Below are 25679 nucleotides of genomic sequence, written 5' to 3'. Positions count from 1 at the left end.
GACTGAATTATTCCCATTCAATAGTTGCCGGCGGTTTTCCTGAAATATCATAAACTACTCGAGATATTCCATCAATTTCATTGATAATTCGGTTAGACACTTTGCCTAAAAAGTCATAAGGTAAATGCGCCCAATGTGCGGTCATAAAATCAATGGTTTCGACTGCTCGTAACGACACTACCCAATCATACTTGCGCACATCTCCCATGACCCCTACGGATTTCACAGGTAAAAATACCGTAAACGCTTGGCTAACTTTGTGATACAAATCTGCAGCGTGTAATTCTTCAATAAAAATAGCATCCGCCCGACGTAACAAATCACAATACTCTTTTTTCACTTCACCTAAGACTCTTACTCCTAACCCAGGTCCAGGGAAAGGATGGCGATACAACATGTCGTAGGGTAAACCTAACTCTAAACCAATTTTTCGCACTTCATCTTTAAACAACTCACGTAATGGCTCAACTAATCCCATTTCCATATCGTCGGGTAATCCCCCTACATTATGGTGTGACTTAATCACATGGGCTTTACCTGTTGCAGAAGCAGCTGATTCAATGACATCTGGATAAATAGTCCCCTGAGCTAACCATTTAGCATCCACCAGTTTCTTAGACTCTTCGTCAAACACTTCTACAAAAATACGCCCAATAATTTTGCGTTTCGCTTCGGGCTCTTCGGTACCTGCAAGTGCGGCAAGAAATCTATCTTCCGCTTCTATCTTGCGAATATTCAAACCAAAATGATCACCAAACATGTCCATCACTTGTTGGCCTTCGTTAAGACGAAGTAGACCGTTATCAACAAACACACATGTAAGATTTTTGCCAATTGCACGATGTAATAACATCGCGACAACAGAAGAGTCCACCCCACCGGACAGTCCTAAGATAACCTGATCGTCACCGATTTGTTTCTTCATTTTTACAATGGCATCTTCGATGATTGCCGCAGACGTCCATAACTTTTCACAGCCACATATGTCTAGAACAAAGTGCGATAAAATGCGCTCCCCTTGACGTGTATGTGTGACTTCAGGGTGAAACTGCACTCCATAAAATTGCTTCTGTGTATTCACAAACGCGGCAAATGGACAGCTATCTGTTTTCGCAGTAGTGGTAAATCCTGGAGGAGCCGCGCTGACTTTGTCTCCATGGCTCATCCACACATCAAGTAATGCGTTGCCATTGGCACCTATATGATCCTCAATGTTATTCAACAAGGCCATATCAGCAACAACTTCAACTTGCGCATAACCAAACTCACGTTTATTTGAACCCTGTACCGCACCGCCAAGTTGCTGTGCCATCACTTGCATACCGTAACAAATACCTAATACTGGAACGCCAGCTTGATACACATATTCTGGTGCTCGAGGTGAATTTTCAGCATGTACCGATTCTGGGCCGCCTGATAAAATAATTCCGTTAGGATTAAACTCACGAATTTGCTCTTCGCTGACATCCCAGGCCCAAAGCTCACAATAAACACCAATTTCTCGGACTCGGCGTGCAATTAATTGGGTGTATTGCGATCCAAAATCGAGGATTAAAATACGTTGGTCGTGGATATCTAAGCTCATTGGGATACTCTTTTAAAAATAGAATAGAAATGTGAACGCTAATTGCCTAACAAAAAGCGTTCAATTAAAACAAAACGTTTAACCTAGACGGTAGTTTGGCGCTTCTTTAGTTATACTCACGTCATGCACATGGGATTCACCCATGCCTGCCGCCGTAACTTTAACAAACTGTGGTTTGGTACGTAATTCATCAATAGTTGCGCAACCTGTCAATCCCATAGCAGATCGTAATCCACCCATTTGTTGGTGAATGATATTGGCGATTGGGCCTTTGTAAGCGACGCGACCTTCAATACCTTCCGGTACCAGTTTTTCGGCACTTTTACTGTCTTGGAAATACCGATCAGAAGAACCATTATTTTGATCCATAGCGCCCAAAGACCCCATACCTCGATAAGATTTATAATAGCGACCTTGATATAGCTCTACTTCTCCAGGTGCTTCTTCTGTTCCAGCCAACATACTACCGACCATCACAGAACTTGCCCCAGCAGCTAACGCTTTTGCAATATCCCCAGAAAATCGAATACCGCCATCGGCAATGACAGGTACATCAGTGCCTTTTAAGGCTTCAACTGCGTCAGATACCGCAGTTATTTGCGGAACACCACAACCAGTCACTATTCTGGTAGTACAAATTGAACCTGGACCGATACCGACTTTAACGGCATCCACTCCTGCATCAGCCAATGATTTAGCACCTTCAGATGTCGCAACGTTACCAGCGATAATCTGCACCTCTGGGTAGTCTTCGCGCACTTTAGTGACTCTATCGATTACACCTTGAGAATGCCCATGTGAGGTATCAATCAGTAATACATCGACACCTGCATCAACCAACGCCTTGATGCGTTCATCAGTGCCAGGGCCGACACTTACTGCAGCGCCTACTCGCAAACGACCTAATTCGTCTTTACAAGCGTTAGGTTTGCTTTCTGCCTTTTGAAAATCTTTTACGGTAATCATACCGGTCAATTTAAACGCATCATCCACTACTAATATTTTTTCAATGCGATGTTCATGCATTAGTTCCAATACTTGGTCAGAAGGCGCGCCTTCTTTAACAGTGACTAAATCATTTTTCTTAGTCATAACACTAGAAATGGGTTGTTCTAAACTGTTTTCAAAGCGCAAATCTCGGCCTGTCACAATGCCGATAAGGTTGTTATCTGCGTCGACTACTGGAAAACCAGAAAATCCATGTAATTTACTTAACGCATTGATTTCACCAATTGTAGCGGTTGGAAGTACAGTAACGGGGTCAGAGACCACACCGCTTTCGTATTTTTTCACAATCCGAACATGTTCGGCCTGCTGTTCAGGTGTCATGTTTTTGTGAATAAATCCGATCCCCCCCTCCTGCGCTAAGGCAATAGCTAAACGCGCCTCGGAAACCGTGTCCATTGCAGCAGAAACTAAGGGGATATTTAAACTTACACCACGAGTCAATCTTGTATTAAGATTAGCGGTATGAGGGAGAACTGTTGAATGCCCTGGTACTAACAATACATCATCAAACGTTAGGGCTTCTTTAGCGATTCTTAACATGCAATATCACCTATAAATGCGGATTTAATTGCGGCGCAATTCTAGCGGTTTTAGGTATATCAGTCTAGATATATATCAGAATTGGCAGTAAATCAGGTAAACTAATTGGCAAAGTTATATTAGAGATCCCTTCTATTCATGTTTTCCGCACAAAACTCCGCAAAAAGCATTCTTACAGTAAGTAAGCTGAATCGATTAGCCCGTTCTGTTTTAGAGGCCGAAATTGGGCAAATTTGGCTTTCTGCGGAAATATCAAATTTCGTTTCTGCTAGTTCTGGACATTGGTATTTCACACTTAAAGACGACCGCGCCCAAGTTAAAGGTGCAATGTTTAAGGGGGCTAATCGAAAAGTGCGGCAAAAACCTAAGGAAGGTGACAAAGTATTAGTTAAAGCCAATATCAGCTTGTACGAGCCAAGAGGTGATTATCAAATAATTGTTGAACATATGGAGCCTGAAGGAGAAGGTAGGCTTAAACAACAATTCGAGATGTTAAAAAGACAGCTATTGTCTGAAGGAGTTTTTGCCCAAGAGCTTAAAAAGCCACTTCCCACTTCCGTTTTAAAAGTAGGTATTGTCACTTCTCCCACCGGCGCAGCACTGCATGATATTTTGACCGTATTAAAACGCCGCAACCCCGCTATCGAAGTGATTATTTACCCAAGCCAAGTGCAAGGTGATAGTGCTGCATCAATGATTAGTGCAGCGATTTCTTTGGCTAATATAAGGAATGAAGTGGATGTATTAATTGTGGGAAGAGGAGGTGGTTCACTAGAGGATTTATGGTGTTTTAACAATGAACAAGTGGCACGCACAATATTTGACTCATCTATTCCTATAATAAGTGCGGTAGGACATGAAGTCGATGTGAGTATTGCTGACTTTGTAGCGGATGTGCGCGCGCCAACACCATCTGCTGCGGCCGAATTGGTGAGTCAAGATCAGGCAGCCTTAATCGACAAGACCGTAATCCAACAAGATAAATTAATAAAAGCAATTCGCCATTTACAACAAGTTTGGTCACATCAACATCAGACAGTTTTGCAGCGCCTACTGCAAAATCATCCTCAAAAACAGCTTGAACAAAAAAGTCAGTATGTCGACCAACTGCAAGGTTCTCTGTATTCTATAATCAATCAGCAACTGCTGCGAGGCCAACAAAAGCAGCAATATATCCATAATCGACTGATTTTATCTTCACCACAAAAACAACTTCAACGCCATCAATTAAGATTGCAAGAGTTGCAAACTAAATTGCAAAAAAGTTGCTATCAACTTTTCGAAAATAAAAAGCAAAAATTAGCGAATAACTTGCATGTACTGGACACGGTAAGTCCATTAGCAACCTTAGCTAGAGGGTACAGCATTAGCTTTAAGGAACAAAAAATACTTAAAAGCACTCAACAAGTTCAAGTGGGGGATAAAATAGTCACGCGATTAGAAGACGGAGAAATACATAGTGAAATTAAACAAATCGACTAAGTGACAAAAGTTAACAAGATGACTTTATCGATTCTGGTTTATCACCTAGCGCTACCGAAGTATCTGAGAAATATAATTACCATATCAAATTTTTAATTAATTTAAATAGGAAATGGTTACATTTTACGCTAAGTTAACGCTCCAAATTTCGCGGTATAGTTAACGAATAGGGTTTGGGTTTCTAATGAGAGACAGCGATTCTTTGTCATTTTCTGATTCAGAAATGTTGAATGCAGTTGTTCTAGTTGTTGATGATGACCCATCAACAGTTGATTTTTTTGTCCAAGCGTTATCCCCATATTACCGCACATTTTCTGCTCAATCGGGTGAAGACGCCATTGGCTTTTGTGCCGTTCATGCGCCTGACTTAGTAATTTTAGACTTACACATGCCAGATTTGGACGGCTTATTGACCTGCAAAATGCTCAAAGCTATTCCAAGTATGCTGCATTGCCCAATAATATTTTCCACTGAAGATACTAATACCGAGCAAGAAGTTAAATGCTGGGATGCGGGGGCTACAGATTTTGTTTGTAAACCTATAGTGATTCAAACATTGGTCAAGCGTATTCGGTCACATATCCAACTTAAGATGCAGCAAGATTTGATAGAAAACTTGGTGTTTGTAGATCCACATACAGGTTTATACAACCGTCGATATTTTAATGACTTTTACCAAAAGCAGATGGCATTAGCCAAAAGAAATGACGCACCATTATCGCTTGTAATGTTTGAAGTAAAAAATGGAGAACTGTTTAAATCCAAAACGTTACCTGTAGCAGCAAAACATATAAAAATATTTGCGGAGTTGATTTCAAATGAGTTAACTCGACCTACAGATACGTTGATGAGATTTAGTGAAACCAAATTAGCTGTATTATTGCCTGATACATACATATTTGGAGCCAAACATATTATTCAAAAAGTCATGTCTTCAATTTCACAATTTAAGTGCGACAATGACGACTCTGAGTTTGAAAAAATAGATATTACTTCGGGTTTAGCCTCAATTGAAGGTCTACAAAAAAACACAAATTTAATAGAATTGGTTATTAAAAACCTGTCACAAAGTAAGCGTCCGTACTACGAAAGCGAGATTGGTTACCAATTTTACTAAAGTAGCCGCGTTGCACTTTTGTACAACAAATCGACCACCACAAATTATCGATAAACCAACCTTGTCTTTCCAATGCTATTCCCTAGAACGCAGGTAAACAGCTACTTTGTATTTTTATGCATTCGCATAAGTTGTCTACGTTTGCGACGTTGCGAGTCGTTCAGAGCACTATGGTCTGTTTCATAGGGGTTTGCACTTTCTCTAAATTCGATTTTAATCGGTGTCCCCATGACCTTTAATGATTTTCGGAAATAATTCATTAAGTACCGTTTGTAGGAGTCCGGTAAATCCTTTAGCTGATTTCCATGAATAACAATTAGAGGAGGATTGTATCCACCAGCATGAGCATATTTCATTTTGACTCGACGTCCACGCACGACCGGTGGTTGATGGTCCTCTTGGGCCATATCCATAATTCGTGTCAACATAGACGTATTGACCCGCTTAGTGGCAGAAGCATAGGCTTCTTGAACCGATTCAAATAGATGTCCTACTCCGGTGCCGTGCAAAGCAGAAATAAAGTGTAAACGAGCAAAGTCAATGAACCCTAATCTACGGTCTAATTCGCGCTTAATTTCATCTTTAACATCTTTATTTAGTCCATCCCACTTATTAACCGCCACTACCAAAGAACGACCAGCGTTTAGAATGAAACCTAGTAGACTCAAATCCTGATCGGTGATCCCTTCTTGCGCATCAACCACAAATAATACGACATTAGACTCTTCAATAGCCTGAAGTGTTTTAACAATAGAAAATTTCTCTACCGCTTCTGATATATTTCTTCGTCTTCTTACACCAGCGGTATCGATCAGAATATATTCTCGCTCATCTCGCTCCATAGGAATAAAAATGCTGTCCCGCGTCGTACCTGGTTGGTCATAAACGACTACGCGCTCTTCACCTAAGATACGATTAGTAAGCGTTGACTTACCTACGTTAGGTTTACCAACAATGGCTAATTTTATAGGTAGAGCCTGTAACTTTGCCAATTGAGCATCTGCGTCTTCTTCTTGCAGCTCTTCATCACTTTCTTCAGGAATGTGCATATCAGGAAAATGTTCAGCAATAGGCGCCAAGGAATGTTGCAATAATTGGGTGACACCTCTGCCATGTGCAGCGGCTATTTGATTAACATCACCTAAGCCCAACGCAAAAAAGTCGGCACTTTCACTGTCACCATCAATCCCATCAACCTTGTTAGCGACGACATAAACAGGTTTTTCCTGCTTACGAAGGTGTTCTGCAATACCTTGGTCTGCCGCCGTCATTCCGGTACGGGCATCAACTAAAAACAACACCACATCGGCTTTTATGATTGCCAAAAGTGATTGCTCGGCCATAGCAACATCGATACCTTGTTCATCGCCACTTATGCCGCCAGTATCAACAACAATAAATTGCAACCCTTCGTATTTGGCCTGCCCGTATTTTCTATCCCGAGTTAAGCCGGGAAAGTCAGCCACCAAGGCGTCTCGTGTACGAGTGAGACGATTAAACAAGGTAGATTTTCCAACATTTGGGCGCCCAACTAAGGCAACAACGGGTAACATAATTTCATATCCTGTAGACAAAAACGGCTTGGAAATATTCCAAGCCGTTAAAATTTAATGGTGTGATCCAAAGTAGAAATCACACAAAACTGCTTTATGGGGTTTTTATGGCAACTAATTTACCATCTCTAGTTTGAGTGTATAGAGTATCGCCATCTACTACTGGTGAGTGATAAATACTTTCGTCTTCGTCATCATCACCTACCTCTAAACGAGCCACAATTTTTCCATCCGCCTGATCAAACCAATGTAAAAACCCATACTTGTCACCGGCAACTAAATAACTACCTACAGGCGAAGCGCCGGTTAACAAACGTTCCTTAAGCGCACCTTGTCTCCATAGTTCCACACCATTGCGGCTATCTAACGCAAACAAATTACTGTCTACATCGACCAAGTATAAAGTACTGCCCGCCAAAGACATACGGCGGTAAGACTTGTATTCACGTTTCCAAATCACTCGCCCAGTACGCAATTCAACAGCAGCAAGTGAGCCATCATATGAAATAACATACACATTGCCTCCAGCGACTAGAGGCTCACTATCAATATCCACAATACGCTCTAACTCAGTCACGCCAGTGGCTGCCGAAATAACTTGCTCCCAAGCCGTCTGGCCAGTTTCAAGGATGTTAACGATAAGCTTACCAGTAGCTGTACCAATAATAGCGCCGCCGTTGACAGCGGTAGGAGATGAAACACCACGCAAAGATAACGGTGGAACGTCAGACTCACTAGACCAAATTTCTTCACCATTGTCTGCGTCAAGCGCAAATATCAAACCTGAACCTGTATTAATGAGAACAATTCCTGAGTCAACAGCAGGAGCAGCTAAAACTTCACCTTTTACTGTAGTAATCCACTTCTGTTCTCCAGTATTGGAATCTAGTGCAATAATTTCACCATTCTCAGTACCAAAAAATACGGTTTCATAAGCAACACTCAAACCACCAGCAATTTTAGCGGATACACCGTTCGAAAACAGGTTCGTTAATCCAGAAGTGAGTCCTTCATCATCGTAGGTAGCAAAGTCTCTAGACCAAACTTTTTTTCCTGTTGCTTGATCATAGGCAGCCACAATGCCTTGACGACTTGCGGCAAAAACTTTGTCGTACGCAACCGCTGGGCTTAGTTTCGAATAGAACTTTCCAATTCCAGAGCCCAAATCGACTGACCAAAGTTCGGTTGGGGTAAACTGCGCGTCTATAGGTTTTAGCCTACGGATTTCCAACTCTTCTTCATCGTAAAACCAATTACTAATTGTGGTACAGCTTGATAACAAAATAGAACTAGTTAACAGCAAGAATAAAAAAGAATGCTTCACTATTTTCACCTTAGCCGTTAGCTGCAATGGCTAAATTATCTAGCTTCATTTTCAAAACTTGGTCACGTCCATTCGTTTCTAAAGCTGCACTATATGCCGCCCTAGCCTTATCAAATAATTGTTGCGCTTGGTAAACATCACCTTTAATTTCTTGGCTTTGCCCTTTAAACGCTTCATCGGTAATTTTTTCGGCACTCTTTAAGGCAAGCTCTAGTTCACCTTGTTCAATTTGAATACGTGCTAAACGCAGCTGTGCCACTGATTGAATGGCTGTTAATTTAGCATTGCTAGCTACCAATTCTAGGTGTTTGGCCGCTTCGGCGAGATCCTTACGTTCGATAGCCTGTTGCGCCATTTCTAATGCCATAAGCATGGCATAACCGCTATCACTATGGGCATCGATAAATGTCTTAGCTTTACTGAAACCCACTTCACCCTTTAACAACTCTTGTGACGCTTTTTCATAGGCAAAAGAAGCCTGCTCTTTGGCGGCTATTTGTGAATCGTTATAATAACGCCATCCCAAAAGTCCACCTAAGCCTAAAAGGGCACCAATAACAAGTGCGACGCCATTTTCTTTCCAAAAGCGTTTAATGGCTTCAATTTGTTGTTCTTCAGTTTCGTACTGTTCCATCATCCATTCCTATTACTGCTTGGCCATCGAAATTTTGATAGCACATAATGTTAATTCTAAAATTTATAGTTTTAAATGTTAAATAGCTTTTGTATAAATTCTGCTAATTCGCTCACTAAAACGGCTTGTTGTGGTTGCTGTTCACGCAAGTGTTTAATCGCAACTGTCTGAGTTGCCATTTCATCCTGACCAATTATTAACGCTATTGTTGCGCCACTTTGATCAGCACGCTTCATTTGTTTTTTAAAGTTCCCTCCACCACAATGATTCATCATTTTTATTTGCGGTAAAGCGTCTCGCAAAGCTTCACTGGTATGGCGAGCATAAAGTTCGACTGACTCATCCATTGCAGTAATATAAATGTCGACTTGAGGATCGAGATTTTTGTCTAATCCCAATGTCTGTAACATCAACACTAGACGCTCCAACCCGATAGCGAAACCCACGCCTTGTGTAGCCTTACCACCAAGTTGTTCAACTAAACCGTCATAGCGTCCACCCGCACAGACCGTGCCTTGCGCTCCTAAATCGTCAGTTACCCATTCAAATACTGTTCGATTATAATAATCTAACCCACGAACCAACGCAGGGTTAACTCGATATTCGATACCTAAGTTGTCTAAACGTTCACACAATCCTTTAAAATGTTTTTCTGACTCTTCATCAAGACAATCAATTAATTTAGGCGCATCTTTTACGGCATTTTGTACTTTAGGGTTTTTACTGTCGAGGACACGTAAAGGGTTACTCTGTAAACGTCGTAAACTGTCTTCATCTAACTCAGACTCCCGAGTCTTCAAAAACGCTACCAACTGTTCTTTATATGCAGCTCTTGCTGCCGCTGACCCTAGTGAGTTAATTTCCAATGTAACGTTTTGACTTATTCCAAACTTTTTCCAGAGTCTAGCGCTTAACATTATCACTTCAGCATCAATATCAGGGCCGGCTAGACCAAACACTTCTACACCAAATTGATGAAATTGTCTGTAGCGTCCCTTTTGCGGCCGCTCATGCCGAAACATTTGTCCCAAATACCAAAGACGCTGTTGTTGGTTGTACAACAATCCATGTTCGTTTCCAGCACGTACTACACTAGCGGTGCCCTCTGGGCGTAAAGTAAGACTGTCTGAATTACGGTCGGCAAAGGTATACATTTCTTTTTCGACTATATCGGTAACCTCACCAATAGAGCGTTTAAATAGATCTGTGCTTTCGACTATAGGAGTACGAATCTCTTGGTACCCATAACTAGCCACGACCTGACGAATATTCGACTCTACATACTGCCAAAGACTGGTTTCAGTTGGCAAGCAGTCGTTCATTCCCCGAATAGCCTGAATTTGTTTCGACACTAAAAATATTCTCTTATTTCAAAAATTAAAAAAAAGCCCCGCATTATAGGGGCTTTATGGATAAACGTAAAATATAGTAGCTGAAAATCCAATAAAAATTGATGTGAATTACGCGATGACAGTTTACTCGCCTAACTGTTTTATCTCTATCTTGCGGCTTTGATCTAATTGGTTGGCTTTAGCTCGAATGCGTTTTTCTAGTTGATCGACTAAGTCATCATTCGAGAGACGCTCTTTTTGCCGTTTCCCATCTAAGTAAAAACCACTCATATTGCGTGCGCCAGTTAATCCTAAATCGGACACTTCTGCCTCTCCTGGACCATTCACCACACAACCGATTATAGACACATCCATAGGAGTCAATAAGTCTTCGAGTCTTTGCTCTAAAGCATTAACAGTACTTATCACATCAAATTCTTGTCGAGAACAACTTGGGCAAGCAATTAAATTTATGCCTCTCGAACGAATTCTTAAGGATTTCAATATGTCAAAACCCACTTTGATTTCTTCAATAGGATCGGCAGCCAGGGAAATACGAATTGTATCGCCAATGCCTTCGGCCAATAACATTCCTAAGCCAACCGAACTTTTCACCGCACCCGCTCGCAGACCACCTGCTTCGGTAATCCCCAGGTGTAAAGGTTGCTCAATTTGTTTGGCTAGTAAACGATAGGCCCCAACAGCTAAAAACACATCAGAAGCTTTAACACTGACCTTAAATTGATCAAAATTAAGCTTGTCTAAAATGTCTACGTGACGCATTGCCGATTCAAGCAGCGCTTCTGGCGTAGGCTCGCCATACTTTTCCTGTATCTCTTTTTCCAAAGATCCACCGTTTACCCCAATACGGATTGGGATATTTTTATCTCTGGCACAATCCACTACCGAACGGATCCTGTCGAGACTTCCAATATTACCGGGGTTAATTCGCAAACAATCGACACCATATTCTGCAACTTTTAATGCAATACGGTAATCAAAATGTATGTCAGCAATCAATGGAACAGAAACTTGTTGTTTAATAACCTTAAAGGCTTCAGCGGCATCCATGGTAGGAACCGAGACCCTGACTAATTCGCCACCTACCGCTTGAATACGCTTGATTTGCGCCACTGTTGCGTCAACATCAGTAGTCAAAGTATTGGTCATTGACTGCACAGCAATGGGTGCACCACCACCAATAGGTACATTACCTACATTGATACGTTTAGAAAGTCGTCGTTTAATGGGAGATTCAGCAAACATAGTTAACACTTGGCTCTTTTATTTTGTCCAATCATTCAGACAAGGGTAATTCAAATTTAGCAATACGACCGGCTGGTAAAAAGGACATGTCTAATGGTTCGCCCGCATAGCGTATTTTCACTACCTCAGGTGCACCTAATGTCACCTCAAAAGGAGGGATACCGGTTACTGGCATAACTCGCCCTTTGACCTTGACACCGTATGCAATATTTTCACCCGTAGCATCGGCCAAATTCATCCAACAGTCTCCAGAAAACTCGAAGATAAGCTCAACGGGTGCCTCGGTTTCAATCGTAGCCGTGTCTTCAACTTCTAGCGTCTCGGTAACCTTTGCCGATTGTTCTACAATCTCCGCAGGGCTTTCAACTCGACTTTCCTGTTCAGTGACAGTTAGCGTCTGATTATTTGCAGATTCTTCAGTAGTTGAGGGCAACGCTATGGCGTCTTCCAAAGGTTCAGGATCTAGGGTATCAGTTCCAGTGTTTGATATTTCATCAAGGGTAGACATTTCATTGGATACACTGTCCTGAGGAATAGTCTCTGGGTAATTGTTCACCGCAGATTCTGTTGTTATATCATTGGAACTTTGCTGAAACCACCAAATAACCGCCAACGCAATAACTGCAGCCACAATCAAATAAGTCACTAGCATTAACTTGTCATCATTGGCCTGATTGGCCATGCGACGAGAAAAACTCTGCAATTTTGCCGGTTCCTTCTTCTGAGTACTCAGACTTTCAAACGCTGCTAGTATCTCTGATTCATCTACCTTGACGTGTTTTGCGTATAACTTTAAGTACCCTCTAATAAACGTAAGAGAAATATTAATGTCATAGTTGTCTTGTTCAATCTCTTCAACTAGGGTCTTCTTTAATTTCATTTTATCGGCAATATCTTGACTCGATAAATTAGCCTTTTCACGTGCCAGTTTTAAAATCTGCCCCGGCCCTAAAATAACCGTTTCAGGTTGTTGTACTTCTTCTTTTTCAATCATAGTTTCGTTTTACTCTACAACATTTGGGGCAACTAAAGATAACTTCTTACCTTCGTAAATAGCCGACTCGTCGACCAAACCATTCCAGTCTATCAGACGTTGCATTTTGATGTTATATAGAAGCGAAATTCGATATAAATTCTCACCTCTGGCAACAACATGGAATTTTGGGGTTTCTGAAAAATCCGCTTCTACTTCAGGAACTTGTTCAGATAGCGCTAATGTACCTGGTTTTTCTGGTTTAACTTCAGCGGCTGTTTTTGGAGATTCGACAACAATTGTTGCGGCTTCAATTTCAGCTCCGTCTATTGCAATTCCCTCTTTGGGTACCTCTTTCATCTTCACTTGTTTGACGCTATTCAGTGAACCAACCTGTTGTTCCGACACGATAACTACTTTATCGGCAGATATAGTCGTACTTGGTAATTCAGCCGCTACTGATGAGGTTTTATCTACAACTATTAATACCGGTGGTGATTTAGAATCGTTATTCATTTTCGAAGTGGTTTGCCATTTTGCCAAGGCATCCTTCGTAATAGGATCATTGGGGAAAATCCTCAACAACATGTCAAGATACCCTTTAGCAGCAGTTCGATTTTCCAAGCCTTTTTCAATTTCAATTGCCAATAACAAACTTTGCGGACTAATCTGAGAAACCTTCTCGTAACGTCTTAAAATGTCTCTCGCCTCTTGCCACTGTTGTGTCTCAACCAGAGTTTGCGTTAACAAATAAAGACTACTTGCTCTTCCTGGTTGGTGATTAACAGCGCTACGAAGGTATTGAATGCTATCTTCTAGTTTGCCCTGATTTTGGCTACACATAGCTAAGTTTTCATACGTCTGAGCACTGGAAGCATAACTGTTAGTATTCACAGCTTTGAGAAAATATGTTTTAGCTTTTTCGTAATTTCCATTTTGACATAAAAAAGCACCATAACTATTGGCAATGTTGGCATTCTTAGGGTCGAGATCCATGGCGAATTGGTAGGCATTTTCGGCTTGTTCTAATTCGCTCACGCTTTGATAATAATAAGCCATTGCAAAATTAGCGTCAGCAGACCTTGGAGCAAATTCTAAGGCTTTATCTAAGTTATATTTTGCTTGGCTATAGTTTCCATTTTTAAGATAAGTTAGACCAAGCGAAACTCGAGTTTTGGATGCTTTCAATTGATCAAAATTATCACCAGATGATTGGCTATTTTGACTAGTGCAACCACTTAGTAATGTCAACGTAACAAGTAGGATACTGATAAATTTTAGCATGTAGTTCATTGAGACCTGTTTGATAGGTTGCCAGTAAAAACGTTATTGTGTCATCTTGACTGAAATATTCTCGCCCTTCATCTGTTTTTTCAACATTCTTTTGGTGCGATCAACCACATCTCCTACCAACTGACCACACGCGGCGTCGATATCGTCACCTCTGGTGCGACGTACAACCACTATTAGCCCGTATTCCATAAGAACCTTTGCAAAGCGGTCAATTCTCGAATTACTAGAACAGGTATAGGGTGAACCAGGATATGGGTTAAACGGAATTAAGTTAATTTTACTGGGTGTACCTGCCAAAACTTGAGCCAACTCATGGGCTTGGTCAGTACTATCATTAATACCATTTAACATAACGTATTCTACTGTCACTTTACCTTGATTGGCATTTGATTTAGCCAAGTATTTTCTGACACTTGCTAGAAATACTTCTATTGGATATTTTTTATTGACTGGCACCAATACATCACGCAATGCGTTATCAGGCGCGTGCAAAGATATAGCCAAAGCAACATCTATTTGATCACCCAACTTATCGAGTGCGGGAACCACTCCAGACGTACTTAAAGTCACTCTACGTTTGGATAAACCAAAAGCAAGATCATCCAACATTAATTCCATTGCTGGCACGACGTTTTTTACATTAAGCAATGGCTCTCCCATGCCCATCATCACAACGTTTGTGATGGGACGTTTAGCAGAATCATTGTTCAAACCTATTGTGGTGGCCACCCGCCAAACTTGGCCAATAATCTCAGACACTTTTAGATTACGGTTAAATCCTTGCTGTGCGGTAGAACAAAAAGTACATTCTAGCGCGCAACCTACTTGTGAAGACACACATAGTGTTGCTCTATCACCGTCAGGGATCCATACCGTTTCAACTTCTTGACCACCTTCTAATTTCAAAGCGAATTTGATTGTGCCATCTGTGGCATTCTGTTGATAGGCGATTTCTGGTGCTTTAATTTCGCACTTGGATTGAAGTTTAGTGCGTAACGCCATATTCAAATTAGTCATTTGATCGAAATCTGCCACACCTTGTTGGTAGATCCATTTCATTACCTGTTCTGCTCTGAAAGGCTTTTCTCCCATCTCCTTAAAAAAGGCACGTAAACTTTCTCGAGTTAAATCAAGTAAATTAATTTTTTTAGGTTGGGCTGATACCACTTCAGTTGACACAATAAACCTCAAAACTCAGACTAAACTACTGCCATTTTAACCGATTACTCAGCTTTTGCAGCATAGATACCCAAATCACTTTTTCGAATTTTGCTCAAAGGTGATTTAGATCTTTAATAAATAACACAAAAGGGAGCCGCAGCTCCCTTCATTCAAAGCTAAATTAAGCTTAACGAGTGCGTGGACAGATTTCTTCGTCACTGAAGAAATAAGCAATTTCACGAGCGGCTGATTCTGGTGCATCAGAACCGTGGCAGGCATTCTCATCAATTGAAGCAGCGTAGTCTGCACGTAAAGTACCAGCTAGTGCTTCTGCAGGGTTAGTCGCCCCCATAATTTCACGGTTCTTCAATACTGCATTTTCACCTTCCAACACTTGGACCATAACTGGACCAGAGGTCATGAAAGAAACTAAAGCACCAAAAAATGGACGTTCGCTATGTTCCGCGTAAAATCCTTCGGCTTGCTCTTTGCTTAAATGAAGCATTTTAGACGCCACTAATCTTAGGCCAGCAGATTCAAAACGGTTGTAAATAGCACCGATAACATTTTTTGCGACAGCATCAGGCTTAATAATAGAAAAAGTGCGCTCTAAGGCCATTTTCTTGACTCCAAATATAAGTAATATTTCGCCTTACTAATTTGTCATTTACGACAATTACCAAGACATATAAAAAATTCGCGCGGATTATATGCAATTAGACAGCAAATACCTAGTATAGATTGCATATTATTCTGTTCTCCCTAAAATCAAACTTGAAGTATTCTGAAGACGAGGTGATCTTGATTAAATTTTTAGTACTTATTCCTGTTGTACTGTGTTTACTTTGGTTTATATATCTAAAAAAGAAACACTATAGTTTAGGTGATGGCAAACAGGGGTTTATTTATATTTTCATTTTCTGTGCTGTAATAGCGGTATTTTACAGCTCGTTATTGTGGATAACCGAATGGCAATGATGATTGGAAATATTTGGTTATTAAATGCAACACAATAAAAAAGAGCGACAAACGCTCTTTTTTATTGTGTTGCTAATACGAAGTTTACTGATAAATCTCGATATCAGCCTGAGCTTTCAAAGACTCAATTACTGCACCATATAATATTTGTGATTTATTCGATGCCAAACGATCTTGTAATGCGGCTAGTTGCTGACTATTTGCTTCAGTGGTTGCGTTAACCTTGATCAACTGAACTAAACTAATATCGCCAGTAACTAAATCAACCACGTTAGTATCTTCTGCCGATAATTGAAATGCAGCATCAACAATACTTCTAGACACAGCGGCATCGTTTCGAGTGACACCTTGTTTATTTTCCCAAACAAGTTCGAGGGCAGCCAACTTAGCTTCCACGTCCTCCTCTGCTGTTAAAGCGGTCTGTACTTCAATTGCCCAATCTCTTGCAGCTTGTTGAGCAGCCTGTGCAGACAACGTTTGTTGAATTTGCGCTTCGACTTCTTCTATCGCTTTAGTACGTTCTGGTTCGTGCTTGGCCACTCTTACCACCATAATGTGGTTGCTACCCAACTCTATCACTTCACTGTTCACAGCATCTTCAATTAACTCTGCGCTAAAAGCGCTGGCTAAGACATTGGGACTAGATACGACTTCAGGCGCATCATTTCGACTGAACAATTCTGTAGTACTGATTTCTTTTCCGGCAATATCTGCCACTTCATCAAGATTATCAGGTACTTCAAACGCGACTTCTGCTATTCGTTGGCTTACTTCGTAAAAACGATCTTCTGCTTTAAAAGTTTTAACCTTAGTTATTATTTCTTGCTTAACTTCTTCAAAAGCAGTAACTTGCTCGGCTTTCACATCTGTCAATTTAATAATGTGGTAACCAAATTCACTTTTGACTACCGCACTCACGTCACCTGAGTTGGCTAGCGAAAATGCGGCTTCTTCAAACGCAGGATCCATAATTCCCTTGCCAAACCATCCTAAATCGCCACCATTTTCGGCGCTAAAAGTATCACTAGAATATGTTTTAGCCAGTTCAGAAAAGTCTTCTCCAGCTTGAATTTTGGCAAGTACTTCTTCGGCTTTAGCTGCAACAGTTTCGTCTTGTTCAGTACTTTCAAACAAAATGTGTGACGCTTGACGTTCTTCTTCAGTACGATAATCTGCTAGGTTTTGCTGATAATACTCTTCAAGTTCCTGTTCATTCACCTCGATCGTAGGCAATAAATCATCTAACTCTAACTCTACATAAGACAAACTGATTTTAAGTTCAGTATCAAACTGACTAATGTTATTTTGATAATACGCTGATATTTCATCGTCACTGACGCTTACTTGGTCAATAAACTTGGCGGCTGGTACATTCACATAACGAATATCACGAGTTTGCTGCTGCATCTCGTAGGCCGTCTTAGCTTCACTTGGTAATGCAAATTCAGTCGCGATTAAAGACTGTGAGAGTTGTCTACGCACCATATCTATACGCATGTAATCTCTAAAATCACTGGTCTGAAAACCTGCCTGACGCAAAATAGCGAGATATCTTTCATTATCAAATTTGCCGTCTATCTGAAACTCTTGCATGCCAACTATCGCCGACTTTATTTGCGCATCGCTCACTCTCAAACCTAACTCTTGAGCAGCTTGATCAAGAAGTTTTTCACTTATTAGGCGATCTAATATCCCACGACGGAAATTTTGAAGATAAGCAGCATCGCTGGCCAATGTGGCAAAAGCTTCGCCAAATTGAGATTCCATCCTAGCGCGTTCGTTTTGATAGGCACGTTCCAATTCATCAATACCTATTTCTTCACCATTCACTTCGGCTGCAGCTCCGGCGGCAGATGAATTGATATAACTTCCCACCCCTGCGAATACGAAACTTAAAATAACTAATGCTAAGATCCCCATAGCCCAAGGGCCTTGTGATCCTTCTCTGATTCTTTCCAACATACTAAAGTCCAAACTCCAAATGAGCTGTTATTGATAAGTACTAAAGACGCCGAACTTGGGCTGCCTTAGCCGTAAACGCGCGGGATTATATACCAACCGAGTTAATTTATTAATGATTGTTCGCAGTGAATTGAAAAATATCTAACGAGCTTTAACAAAGAGGTGATGAAAACGGACTCGACCCATACTGCACAAATACAAAAGGCGATGATAAATCATCGCCTTTTGGTAAAACTGAACTAAGTGATTAGTTGCAAGCGTCTTTTAATGCTTTACCAGCTTTAAACGAAGGCACTTTAGCTGCTGAGATCTGAATAGTCGCCCCAGTTTGAGGATTACGACCACTGCGTGCAGCACGATCACGTACTGAGAATGTACCGAAACCAACTAATGCTACTTGGTCTCCTTCTTTAAGTGCGGTTGTTACAGCGCCAGTTAATGCATCTAATGCACGTCCTGCTGCTGCTTTAGAAATGTCTGCACTTGCAGCGATGGTATCAATAAGATCTGACTTATTCACAATATGAACCCCTTCAATTGTTATTATATTTTGCGGCCTGCACCATGCAAAGCCGAACATTTATATCAAGCATGAAACTTAACTTCAAGCTATATATTTACAAATCATTAACTTTCAATGAATCGTCTCAATCCCTTTCACGACAAGGCCTAAAGGGAATCTGCGTTAAAGGCTACCACAACTATTTGCATAGTGAAGCCCTAAAACTTAAAAAATATTGAAAAAGTTCGCATTTATGCTTATTTTTTAACCTCTCACACCTCAATTGGCCGAAATTTCTCCGGATGCTCTGCTAAAGCCAAGCTCAAAACTTCATCAATCCACTGTACTGGATGAATGTTTAAATCCTGTTTTACGTTGTCAGGGATCTCTTCAAGGTCTCGTTCGTTCTCTTTTGGAATGATGACAGTCTTAATTCCGCCTCTATGAGCGGCTAATAATTTTTCTTTCAAACCACCTATAGGTAACACTTCACCACGCAAAGTTATTTCGCCTGTCATCGCCACATCACAACGTACAGGGTTACCTGTGAGAGCTGAAATTAATGCCGTACACATTGCAATACCTGCACTGGGTCCATCTTTAGGTGTTGCTCCTTCAGGAACGTGCACATGTATATCGCGTTTTTCGTGAAAATCACTATTTATACGCAGTTTTTCTGATCGACTGCGCACCACTGTCATAGCCGTTTGAATCGACTCTTGCATCACCTCACCTAATGAACCGGTGAATGTCGTTTTGCCTTTACCCACTACAGATGTGGATTCTATTGTTAACAATTCGCCGCCAACCTGAGTCCAAGCTAACCCCGTGACCTGGCCTATTTGATTAGACTTATCAGCCTTTCCATAATCAAATCGCTGAACACCTAAATACTCTTTTAAGTTATCTTGATTAACAACAACCTGAGTGACGTTTTTATCCAATAAGATATTCTTAACAGCCTTACGACATATCTTAGAAATTTCTCTTTCTAAGTTCCTTACACCCGCTTCCCTTGTGTAATAGCGAATAATTCCAATAATGGCACTTTCTTCAATCAGCAATTCATCTTTTTTCAAGCCGTTTCTTGAAATTTGTTTGGTCATGAGGTGTTGCGTAGCAATATTCAGTTTTTCGTCTTCGGTGTACCCAGACAAACGAATAACTTCCATTCTGTCTAATAAAGGACCTGGAATATCCATACTGTTTGATGTGGCGACGAACATAACGTCTGAAAGGTCGTAATCCACTTCTAGGTAATGGTCACTAAAAGTTCCATTTTGCTCTGGGTCTAATACTTCTAAAAGCGCTGAGGACGGATCGCCACGCATATCTGAAGACATTTTATCGATCTCATCGAGCAAAAACAGTGGGTTTTTAACTCCCACTTTAGCCATCTTTTGTACCATTTTTCCAGGCATGGAACCTATATAGGTTCTACGATGACCTCTAATTTCGGCTTCATCTCGCACACCACCTAAAGCCATACGTACATACTTTCTGCCAGTCGCCTTAGCAATAGACTGACCTAAAGACGTTTTACCTACACCTGGAGGCCCTACTAAACACAAAATAGGTCCTTTGAGTTTTTTAACTCGCTGTTGTACCGCAAGATATTCGATAATGCGTTCTTTGACTTTATCCAAACCGTAATGATCAGAATCCAAAACCTTATCCGCCGCAGCTAAGTCTTTTTTGACTACACTTCGTTTAACCCAAGGCACGTTAGTTAACCAATCTATGTAACTGCGAACAACCGTTGCTTCAGCCGACATAGGTGACATCATCTTCAATTTAGATAGTTCAGTAGTAGCCTTTTTCTCGGCTTCAGATGGCATTTTGGCATCTGCAATTTTTTTCTTTAGTGCTTCAAATTCATCGGGAGCATCGTCGAGCTCTCCTAATTCTTTTTGAATGGCTTTCATTTGCTCATTCAAATAATACTCTCGCTGACTCTTTTCCATTTGTTTTTTAACACGAGTGCGAATTTTTCTTTCTACTTGAAGCAAATCTATTTCGCTTTCCATCAGTGCCATTAAGTACTCTAGGCGCTCAGTGATACCAAGCATCTCTAGCACTTTTTGTTTCTCTGCCAACTTAAGAGGCATATGCGCTGCCATGGTATCAGCTAGCCTTGCGGCGTCTTCGATTCCGCTCAAAGAGGTTAAGACTTCAGGTGGTATTTTTTTGTTAAGTTTAACGTAGCCTTCAAACTGAGAAATAGCGGAACGGATCAATACTTCTTGCTCTGCTTCTGCTAAGTCGGTGTCTTCGGTACTCAGGACTTCAGCAATAAAAAAGTCCTCGGTACTAACGAACTTGTCTATCTTGCCTCGTAAATTACCTTCTACTAACACTTTAACTGTGCCGTCAGGTAACTTTAGTAGTTGCAATATTGTCGCAATAGTTCCTACGGTAAATATGTCATCAGCTTCAGGCTCATCAACACCTGCATCTTTCTGAGCGACTAAAAAAATCTGTTTATCTTTTTCCATCGCGGCTTCTAAACAACGTATGGATTTCTCACGCCCAACGAACAATGGGATAACCATATGTGGATAAACCACTACATCACGTAACGCCAATACTGGCATTTCGATGCGATTTTCTCGCTTTTTAGTCATTCTTGCTCTCGTATAAAGTCATTTAATATTAAATCTATCGAATGTATATGGGGCTAGGCAATTAAAGTTCAAATGAAAATTTCAAACAAAGTTGAATAAAGTGTCATCAGTAGATGCGTTAGGATATATTATTGACCAATAAAAAAGGCTCTTTCGAGCCTTTTTTATTCTATTCAGAAGCCGCTTTTTTATCCACGCCACTGTCATAAATCAATATTGGACTGGATTCCCCTCGAATAACCGTTTCATCAATGACAACTTTACTGACGTTATCCATTGATGGTAAATCATACATAGTATCTAGCAACACAGCTTCAACTATAGAACGCAATCCACGAGCACCGGTTTTACGCTGCATAGCTTTTTTAGCAATAGCCTGTAACGCATCTTCCCGAAACTCTAGCTCTGTATTTTCTAATCCGAACAACGCAGCGTACTGCTTAGTAAGTGAGTTTTTAGGTTCACGTAATATTTGAACCAATGCTTCCTCACTGAGTTCTTCTAGACAGGTCAACACTGGTAAACGCCCGATAAATTCTGGAATCAATCCATACTTAACCAAATCTTCAGGCTCTACTTTTTTAAGTAATTCGCCTTCATGAGATTTACTACTAGTATTTTTGATGGCTGAAGCAAAACCAATGCCTGTGCCTGTATGTGCTCGCTGTTCGATCACTTTGTCTAAACCGGCAAAAGCACCACCACATATAAATAGTATCTTAGATGTGTCGACTTGCAAAAACTCTTGCTGCGGATGTTTCCTTCCACCTTGAGGCGGAACCGAAGCGACCGTTCCTTCAATCAATTTAAGTAATGCTTGTTGCACACCTTCACCAGATACATCTCTGGTAATTGAAGGGTTATCTGACTTACGGGATATTTTGTCTATTTCATCAAGATAGACAATACCACGCTGTGCTTTTTCGACATCATAGTCACATTTTTGCAATAGCTTCTGAATAATATTTTCGACATCTTCACCAACATAACCAGCTTCAGTTAAAGTGGTAGCATCAGCCATAGTAAATGGTACGTCTAAGAGTCTAGCCAGGGTTTCAGCCAATAGGGTTTTACCACTACCAGTTGGCCCCATTAGCAAAATATTACTTTTCCCTAATTCAACACCATCATGTATATCGCCATTTCTCAAACGTTTGTAGTGGTTATAAACTGCAACAGAAAGCACTTTCTTCGCATGCTCTTGTCCAATGACATAATCATCAAGATGAGCATGAATTTCTTTAGGCGTAGGTAATTCATCCTGTTTTTTCTTGGGCGCGATTTCTTTTATTTCTTCACGAATAATGTCGTTACATAAATCAACACATTCATCACAAATAAAAACCGAAGGCCCAGCAATTAGCTTTCTTACTTCATGCTGGCTTTTACCACAGAACGAACAATACAAAAGTTTGTTGTCGCCATCGCTGCTTTTTTTATCACTCATTTACAATCTTTTCCTATCTCAAACCGACTTATTACCACAATTGCCCTAATACTGATTGAGCTACAGTGTACTCATTAATATTTCAAAGAGTCACTATCTTATTTGTCGCTTTTTGTTTCTGCTTGATTATCAGGCCTATTAGTAAAGACCTTATCTATTAAGCCATATTCCATAGCTTCATCAGCACTTAAAAAATTATCTCTATCGGTATCTTTAGCAACAGTTTCATAATCTTTGCCAGTATGCTGCGCCATCAACCTGTTCATCTTCTCTTTAATAGACAGGATTTCTTTGGCATGTATTTCAAAATCTGAAGCCTGTCCTTGAAAACCACCTAAAGGTTGATGGATCATCACCCGTGAGTTTGGCAAACAATAACGCTTACCTTTTTCACCAGCCGACAACAAAAATGCGCCCATACTCGCCGCTTGTCCAATACAAATAGTACTCACATTAGGCTTAATAAAATTCATTGTATCGTAAATTGCCATACCAGCAGTAACTGAACCACCAGGGGAGTTTATATACAAAAAAATGTCTTTTTCTGGATTTTCAGCTTCTAAAAAAAGCATCTGTGCCACGATCAAGTTAGCCATATGGTCTTCAACTTGACCAACTAAGAAAATAATATTCTCTTTAAGTAAACGAGAATAAATGTCATATGAACGCTCACCCTTAGCAGTTTGCTCAACGACCATAGGGACTAATGCGTTTGTAGGATCAAAAGGTGTATTCATCATATTAGAATTCTTCACAAATAAAAATGCTCGGTAGTTACCGAGCATTTAAGCAGTTACAGACTAGATAAGTCAATTAACAATGGCCAAATTAGGCCTGTTTGTTCATGATCTCATCAAAAGATTTCTTCACTTCTTTAACTTTGGCTTGACCAAGCAATACTTCAACAGCTTGTTCTTCCATTGCAACATTGTTCATTTGTTGCATCAATTCATCGTTTGTTTTGTAGTATTCAACCACTTCTTGTGGATCTTCATAAGCAGAAGCCGCAGTTGCAATTAACTCGTCCACTTTTGAAGTATCTACTTTTATATCATTAGTTTTAATCACTTCAGCTAACAACAATCCGATACTTACACGTTTTCGAGCATTCTCTTCAAACAAATCAGCCGGAAGCTCTGGCATGTTGTCTACATTTCCGCCTTGTTGCTGGCTAAAACGTTGTTTAGCTTGCTCACGTAACGCTTCAATTTCTTGATCAACTAATGCTTTTGGCAAATCAATTTGATTCTTTTCAATCAAACCAGCAATAACTTGCTCTTTTACAGACGCTTTTAAGGTTTGGTCTAGCTCACGTTGCATATTTTTGCGTACTTCTGCGTGAAGCGCTTCGATGTTGCCATCTTCAATACCGAACAATTTAGCGAACTCTTCGTCAACTTTTGGCAAGTCTAACTGTTCAACTTTTTTGATGTTGATAGTGAACTGCGCAGCTTTGCCTTTAAGCTTTTCTGCATGATAGTCTTCGGGGAAATTTACGTCAGCAATTACTTCATCGCCGGTTTTATTGCCAACAATTGGCTTTTCAAAACCTGGGATCATACGGTCTTTGCCCATTTCAAGTACGAAGTCTTCAGCTTTGCCACCGTCAAACTCTTCGCCATCAATAGTTCCGATAAAGTCGATCGTCACTTTATCGTCTTTTTTGGCTTTACGCTTAACTGTCTTATAATTGGCATGTTGCTTACGCAAAGTATCAATCATATTGTTTAAATCTTTATCACTGATTTCTACAACAGGCTTTTCAACTTTAATTTTGGCTACATCTTTCACTTCTACTTCTGGATACACTTCAAAAGCAGCAACATACTCTAAATCTTTGCCATCTTCGTCAGTTTTCATTTCAAAACTAGGCATGCCAGCTGGCGTGATCTTTTCTTGAGTAATAGCTTGATAGAAGTTACGTTGCATCACTTCACCAGCAATTTCCTGACGAACAGCTTGGCCATAACGTTTCTTAATAACATTAACTGGAACTTTACCAGGACGAAAACCATTAATTCTCTGAGTTTTAGCTAATTGCTGTAAGCGAGACTTAACTGCAGAATCAATGGACTCAGCAGGAACGGTGATAGTAAGACGGCGTTCTAAACCTTTGGTCGCCTCAACGGAAACTTGCATTCTAATACCTCAATTATGCGCATTTGTGCGCTTATATATAATGACTAATGAGCTTTTATCGGCGCAAAATAATGATAATTACGGTTAACATCTGTTACGTCCGAATACCTTGAAAATAGAAATAAACCAATCCAAACCAAGGCAGCCTGATAAAAAGACGCAGTAGTATAGCGATAGGTATAACGCAAGTCGAGGGTAAAATGCCTCGCATTACTATTGTATTGTTGTTTAGTGAGCAAATTATGACTTTAATAGCTGAAAAACCTAGTTGAATTGGTATTAAATGATTTCAAAAGTTTGTGATTGGCAACTCAACGAATAAAACAAATAGATAGTACGAGTGAATGTTCGGGAATTAGAGAATTCCTGTAGACTTGAAAACTCAATATACAAAAAATAAAACGGAAGATCAGTTTGTTTCAAATGAAGTTGGACAGCTTCAATAATTGACGAGCTTACAAAATTAAAAACGTATGTAAAACAAACTGCCAAGGTCAGGTGAAAACTATGCGTGACTTTTACTAACCCCAAAATGATGGAATGAAACGCCCAGTTATCGCTATTTGAGACTTAACATCGAGCCAATTAAACGGAAGAGTATTAGAGTATCTGTTGAAAAGATGGTCGGTGAGACAGGATTCGAACCTGCGACCCCTTGGACCCAAACCAAGTGCGCTACCAAGCTGCGCTACTCACCGACTGTACCGTAAGCCCATCTTATAAATATGATAATATCTACAGATGTAACTAAGGTTGTTCA

General features: G+C 40.4%; 19 protein-coding genes and 1 tRNA gene. 2 read left to right on the top strand and 18 right to left on the bottom strand.

The window, feature by feature from the left end:
* Positions 1-7: 7 nt before the first annotated feature.
* Both guaA and guaB read right to left on the bottom strand, forming a co-directional pair.
* Complete coding sequence (guaA, locus tag ABJK37_RS13455; protein ID WP_348354626.1) at positions 8-1585, bottom strand: glutamine-hydrolyzing GMP synthase; 1578 nt, start codon at positions 1583-1585, stop codon at positions 8-10.
* 78 nt (positions 1586-1663) lie between these two features.
* Positions 1664-3133, bottom strand: a complete 1470-nt coding sequence (gene guaB, locus ABJK37_RS13450) for an IMP dehydrogenase (protein ID WP_348354623.1) — start codon at positions 3131-3133, stop codon at positions 1664-1666.
* Between the two features lie 138 nt (positions 3134-3271).
* Here guaB and xseA point away from each other — a divergent pair, with 138 nt between their 5' ends.
* Both xseA and ABJK37_RS13440 read left to right on the top strand, forming a co-directional pair.
* A complete protein-coding gene (gene xseA / locus ABJK37_RS13445) occupies positions 3272-4615 on the top strand; it encodes an exodeoxyribonuclease VII large subunit (protein WP_348354621.1) in 1344 nt (447 codons plus the stop codon).
* Positions 4616-4799: 184 nt separating this feature from the next.
* Positions 4800-5732 (top strand): response regulator, encoded by a 933-nt coding sequence (locus tag ABJK37_RS13440; protein WP_348354618.1) that lies wholly within the window; start codon positions 4800-4802, stop codon positions 5730-5732.
* 101 nt (positions 5733-5833) lie between these two features.
* Here the strand turns inward: ABJK37_RS13440 and der are convergent, their stop codons facing one another.
* From der to ABJK37_RS13360, 16 genes are all read right to left on the bottom strand, one after another.
* Entirely contained in the window at positions 5834-7285 is a 1452-nt protein-coding gene (gene der / locus ABJK37_RS13435; protein ID WP_348354615.1) for a ribosome biogenesis GTPase Der, read from the bottom strand.
* A gap of 94 nt (positions 7286-7379) precedes the next feature.
* Positions 7380-8609, bottom strand: a complete 1230-nt coding sequence (bamB, locus tag ABJK37_RS13430) for an outer membrane protein assembly factor BamB (RefSeq protein ID WP_348354612.1) — start codon at positions 8607-8609, stop codon at positions 7380-7382.
* Positions 8610-8619: 10 nt separating this feature from the next.
* Positions 8620-9243 (bottom strand): tetratricopeptide repeat protein, encoded by a 624-nt coding sequence (locus ABJK37_RS13425; RefSeq protein WP_348354608.1) that lies wholly within the window; start codon positions 9241-9243, stop codon positions 8620-8622.
* A gap of 71 nt (positions 9244-9314) precedes the next feature.
* Complete coding sequence (gene hisS, locus ABJK37_RS13420) at positions 9315-10595, bottom strand: histidine--tRNA ligase (RefSeq protein WP_348354605.1); 1281 nt, start codon at positions 10593-10595, stop codon at positions 9315-9317.
* A gap of 123 nt (positions 10596-10718) precedes the next feature.
* Entirely contained in the window at positions 10719-11840 is a 1122-nt protein-coding gene (gene ispG, locus ABJK37_RS13415; protein ID WP_348354602.1) for a flavodoxin-dependent (E)-4-hydroxy-3-methylbut-2-enyl-diphosphate synthase, read from the bottom strand.
* A gap of 31 nt (positions 11841-11871) precedes the next feature.
* A complete protein-coding gene (locus ABJK37_RS13410; RefSeq protein WP_348354599.1) occupies positions 11872-12834 on the bottom strand; it encodes a RodZ domain-containing protein in 963 nt (320 codons plus the stop codon).
* Between the two features lie 9 nt (positions 12835-12843).
* Entirely contained in the window at positions 12844-14097 is a 1254-nt protein-coding gene (gene pilW / locus ABJK37_RS13405) for a type IV pilus biogenesis/stability protein PilW (RefSeq protein ID WP_348354596.1), read from the bottom strand.
* Positions 14098-14139: 42 nt separating this feature from the next.
* Positions 14140-15285: a bifunctional tRNA (adenosine(37)-C2)-methyltransferase TrmG/ribosomal RNA large subunit methyltransferase RlmN gene (locus ABJK37_RS13400; RefSeq protein WP_215931529.1), complete on the bottom strand. Its 1146-nt coding sequence runs from the start codon at positions 15283-15285 to the stop codon at positions 14140-14142.
* A gap of 169 nt (positions 15286-15454) precedes the next feature.
* Entirely contained in the window at positions 15455-15886 is a 432-nt protein-coding gene (ndk, locus tag ABJK37_RS13395; RefSeq protein ID WP_007623325.1) for a nucleoside-diphosphate kinase, read from the bottom strand.
* Between the two features lie 443 nt (positions 15887-16329).
* Positions 16330-18207 (bottom strand): SurA N-terminal domain-containing protein, encoded by a 1878-nt coding sequence (locus ABJK37_RS13390; RefSeq protein WP_348354592.1) that lies wholly within the window; start codon positions 18205-18207, stop codon positions 16330-16332.
* A 247-nt stretch (positions 18208-18454) separates the two neighbouring features.
* A complete protein-coding gene (locus ABJK37_RS13385; protein WP_215929568.1) occupies positions 18455-18727 on the bottom strand; it encodes an HU family DNA-binding protein in 273 nt (90 codons plus the stop codon).
* Between the two features lie 254 nt (positions 18728-18981).
* Positions 18982-21333, bottom strand: coding sequence for an endopeptidase La (gene lon / locus ABJK37_RS13380; RefSeq protein WP_348354587.1), 2352 nt, complete (start codon positions 21331-21333; stop codon positions 18982-18984).
* A gap of 169 nt (positions 21334-21502) precedes the next feature.
* Positions 21503-22780, bottom strand: coding sequence for an ATP-dependent protease ATP-binding subunit ClpX (clpX, locus tag ABJK37_RS13375; RefSeq protein ID WP_348354584.1), 1278 nt, complete (start codon positions 22778-22780; stop codon positions 21503-21505).
* 98 nt (positions 22781-22878) lie between these two features.
* Positions 22879-23520: an ATP-dependent Clp endopeptidase proteolytic subunit ClpP gene (gene clpP, locus ABJK37_RS13370; protein ID WP_007623335.1), complete on the bottom strand. Its 642-nt coding sequence runs from the start codon at positions 23518-23520 to the stop codon at positions 22879-22881.
* An 88-nt stretch (positions 23521-23608) separates the two neighbouring features.
* Positions 23609-24919: a trigger factor gene (tig, locus tag ABJK37_RS13365; RefSeq protein ID WP_348354581.1), complete on the bottom strand. Its 1311-nt coding sequence runs from the start codon at positions 24917-24919 to the stop codon at positions 23609-23611.
* A 621-nt stretch (positions 24920-25540) separates the two neighbouring features.
* A tRNA-Pro gene (locus ABJK37_RS13360) sits at positions 25541-25617 on the bottom strand.
* Positions 25618-25679: the final 62 nt, after the last annotated feature.

It is taken from the genome of Paraglaciecola sp. (assembly GCF_039964565.1).
GTDB lineage: Bacteria > Pseudomonadota > Gammaproteobacteria > Enterobacterales > Alteromonadaceae > Paraglaciecola.
Note: the sequence above shows the minus strand (reverse complement) of the source record. Positions and strands in the feature narration are given on the sequence as shown.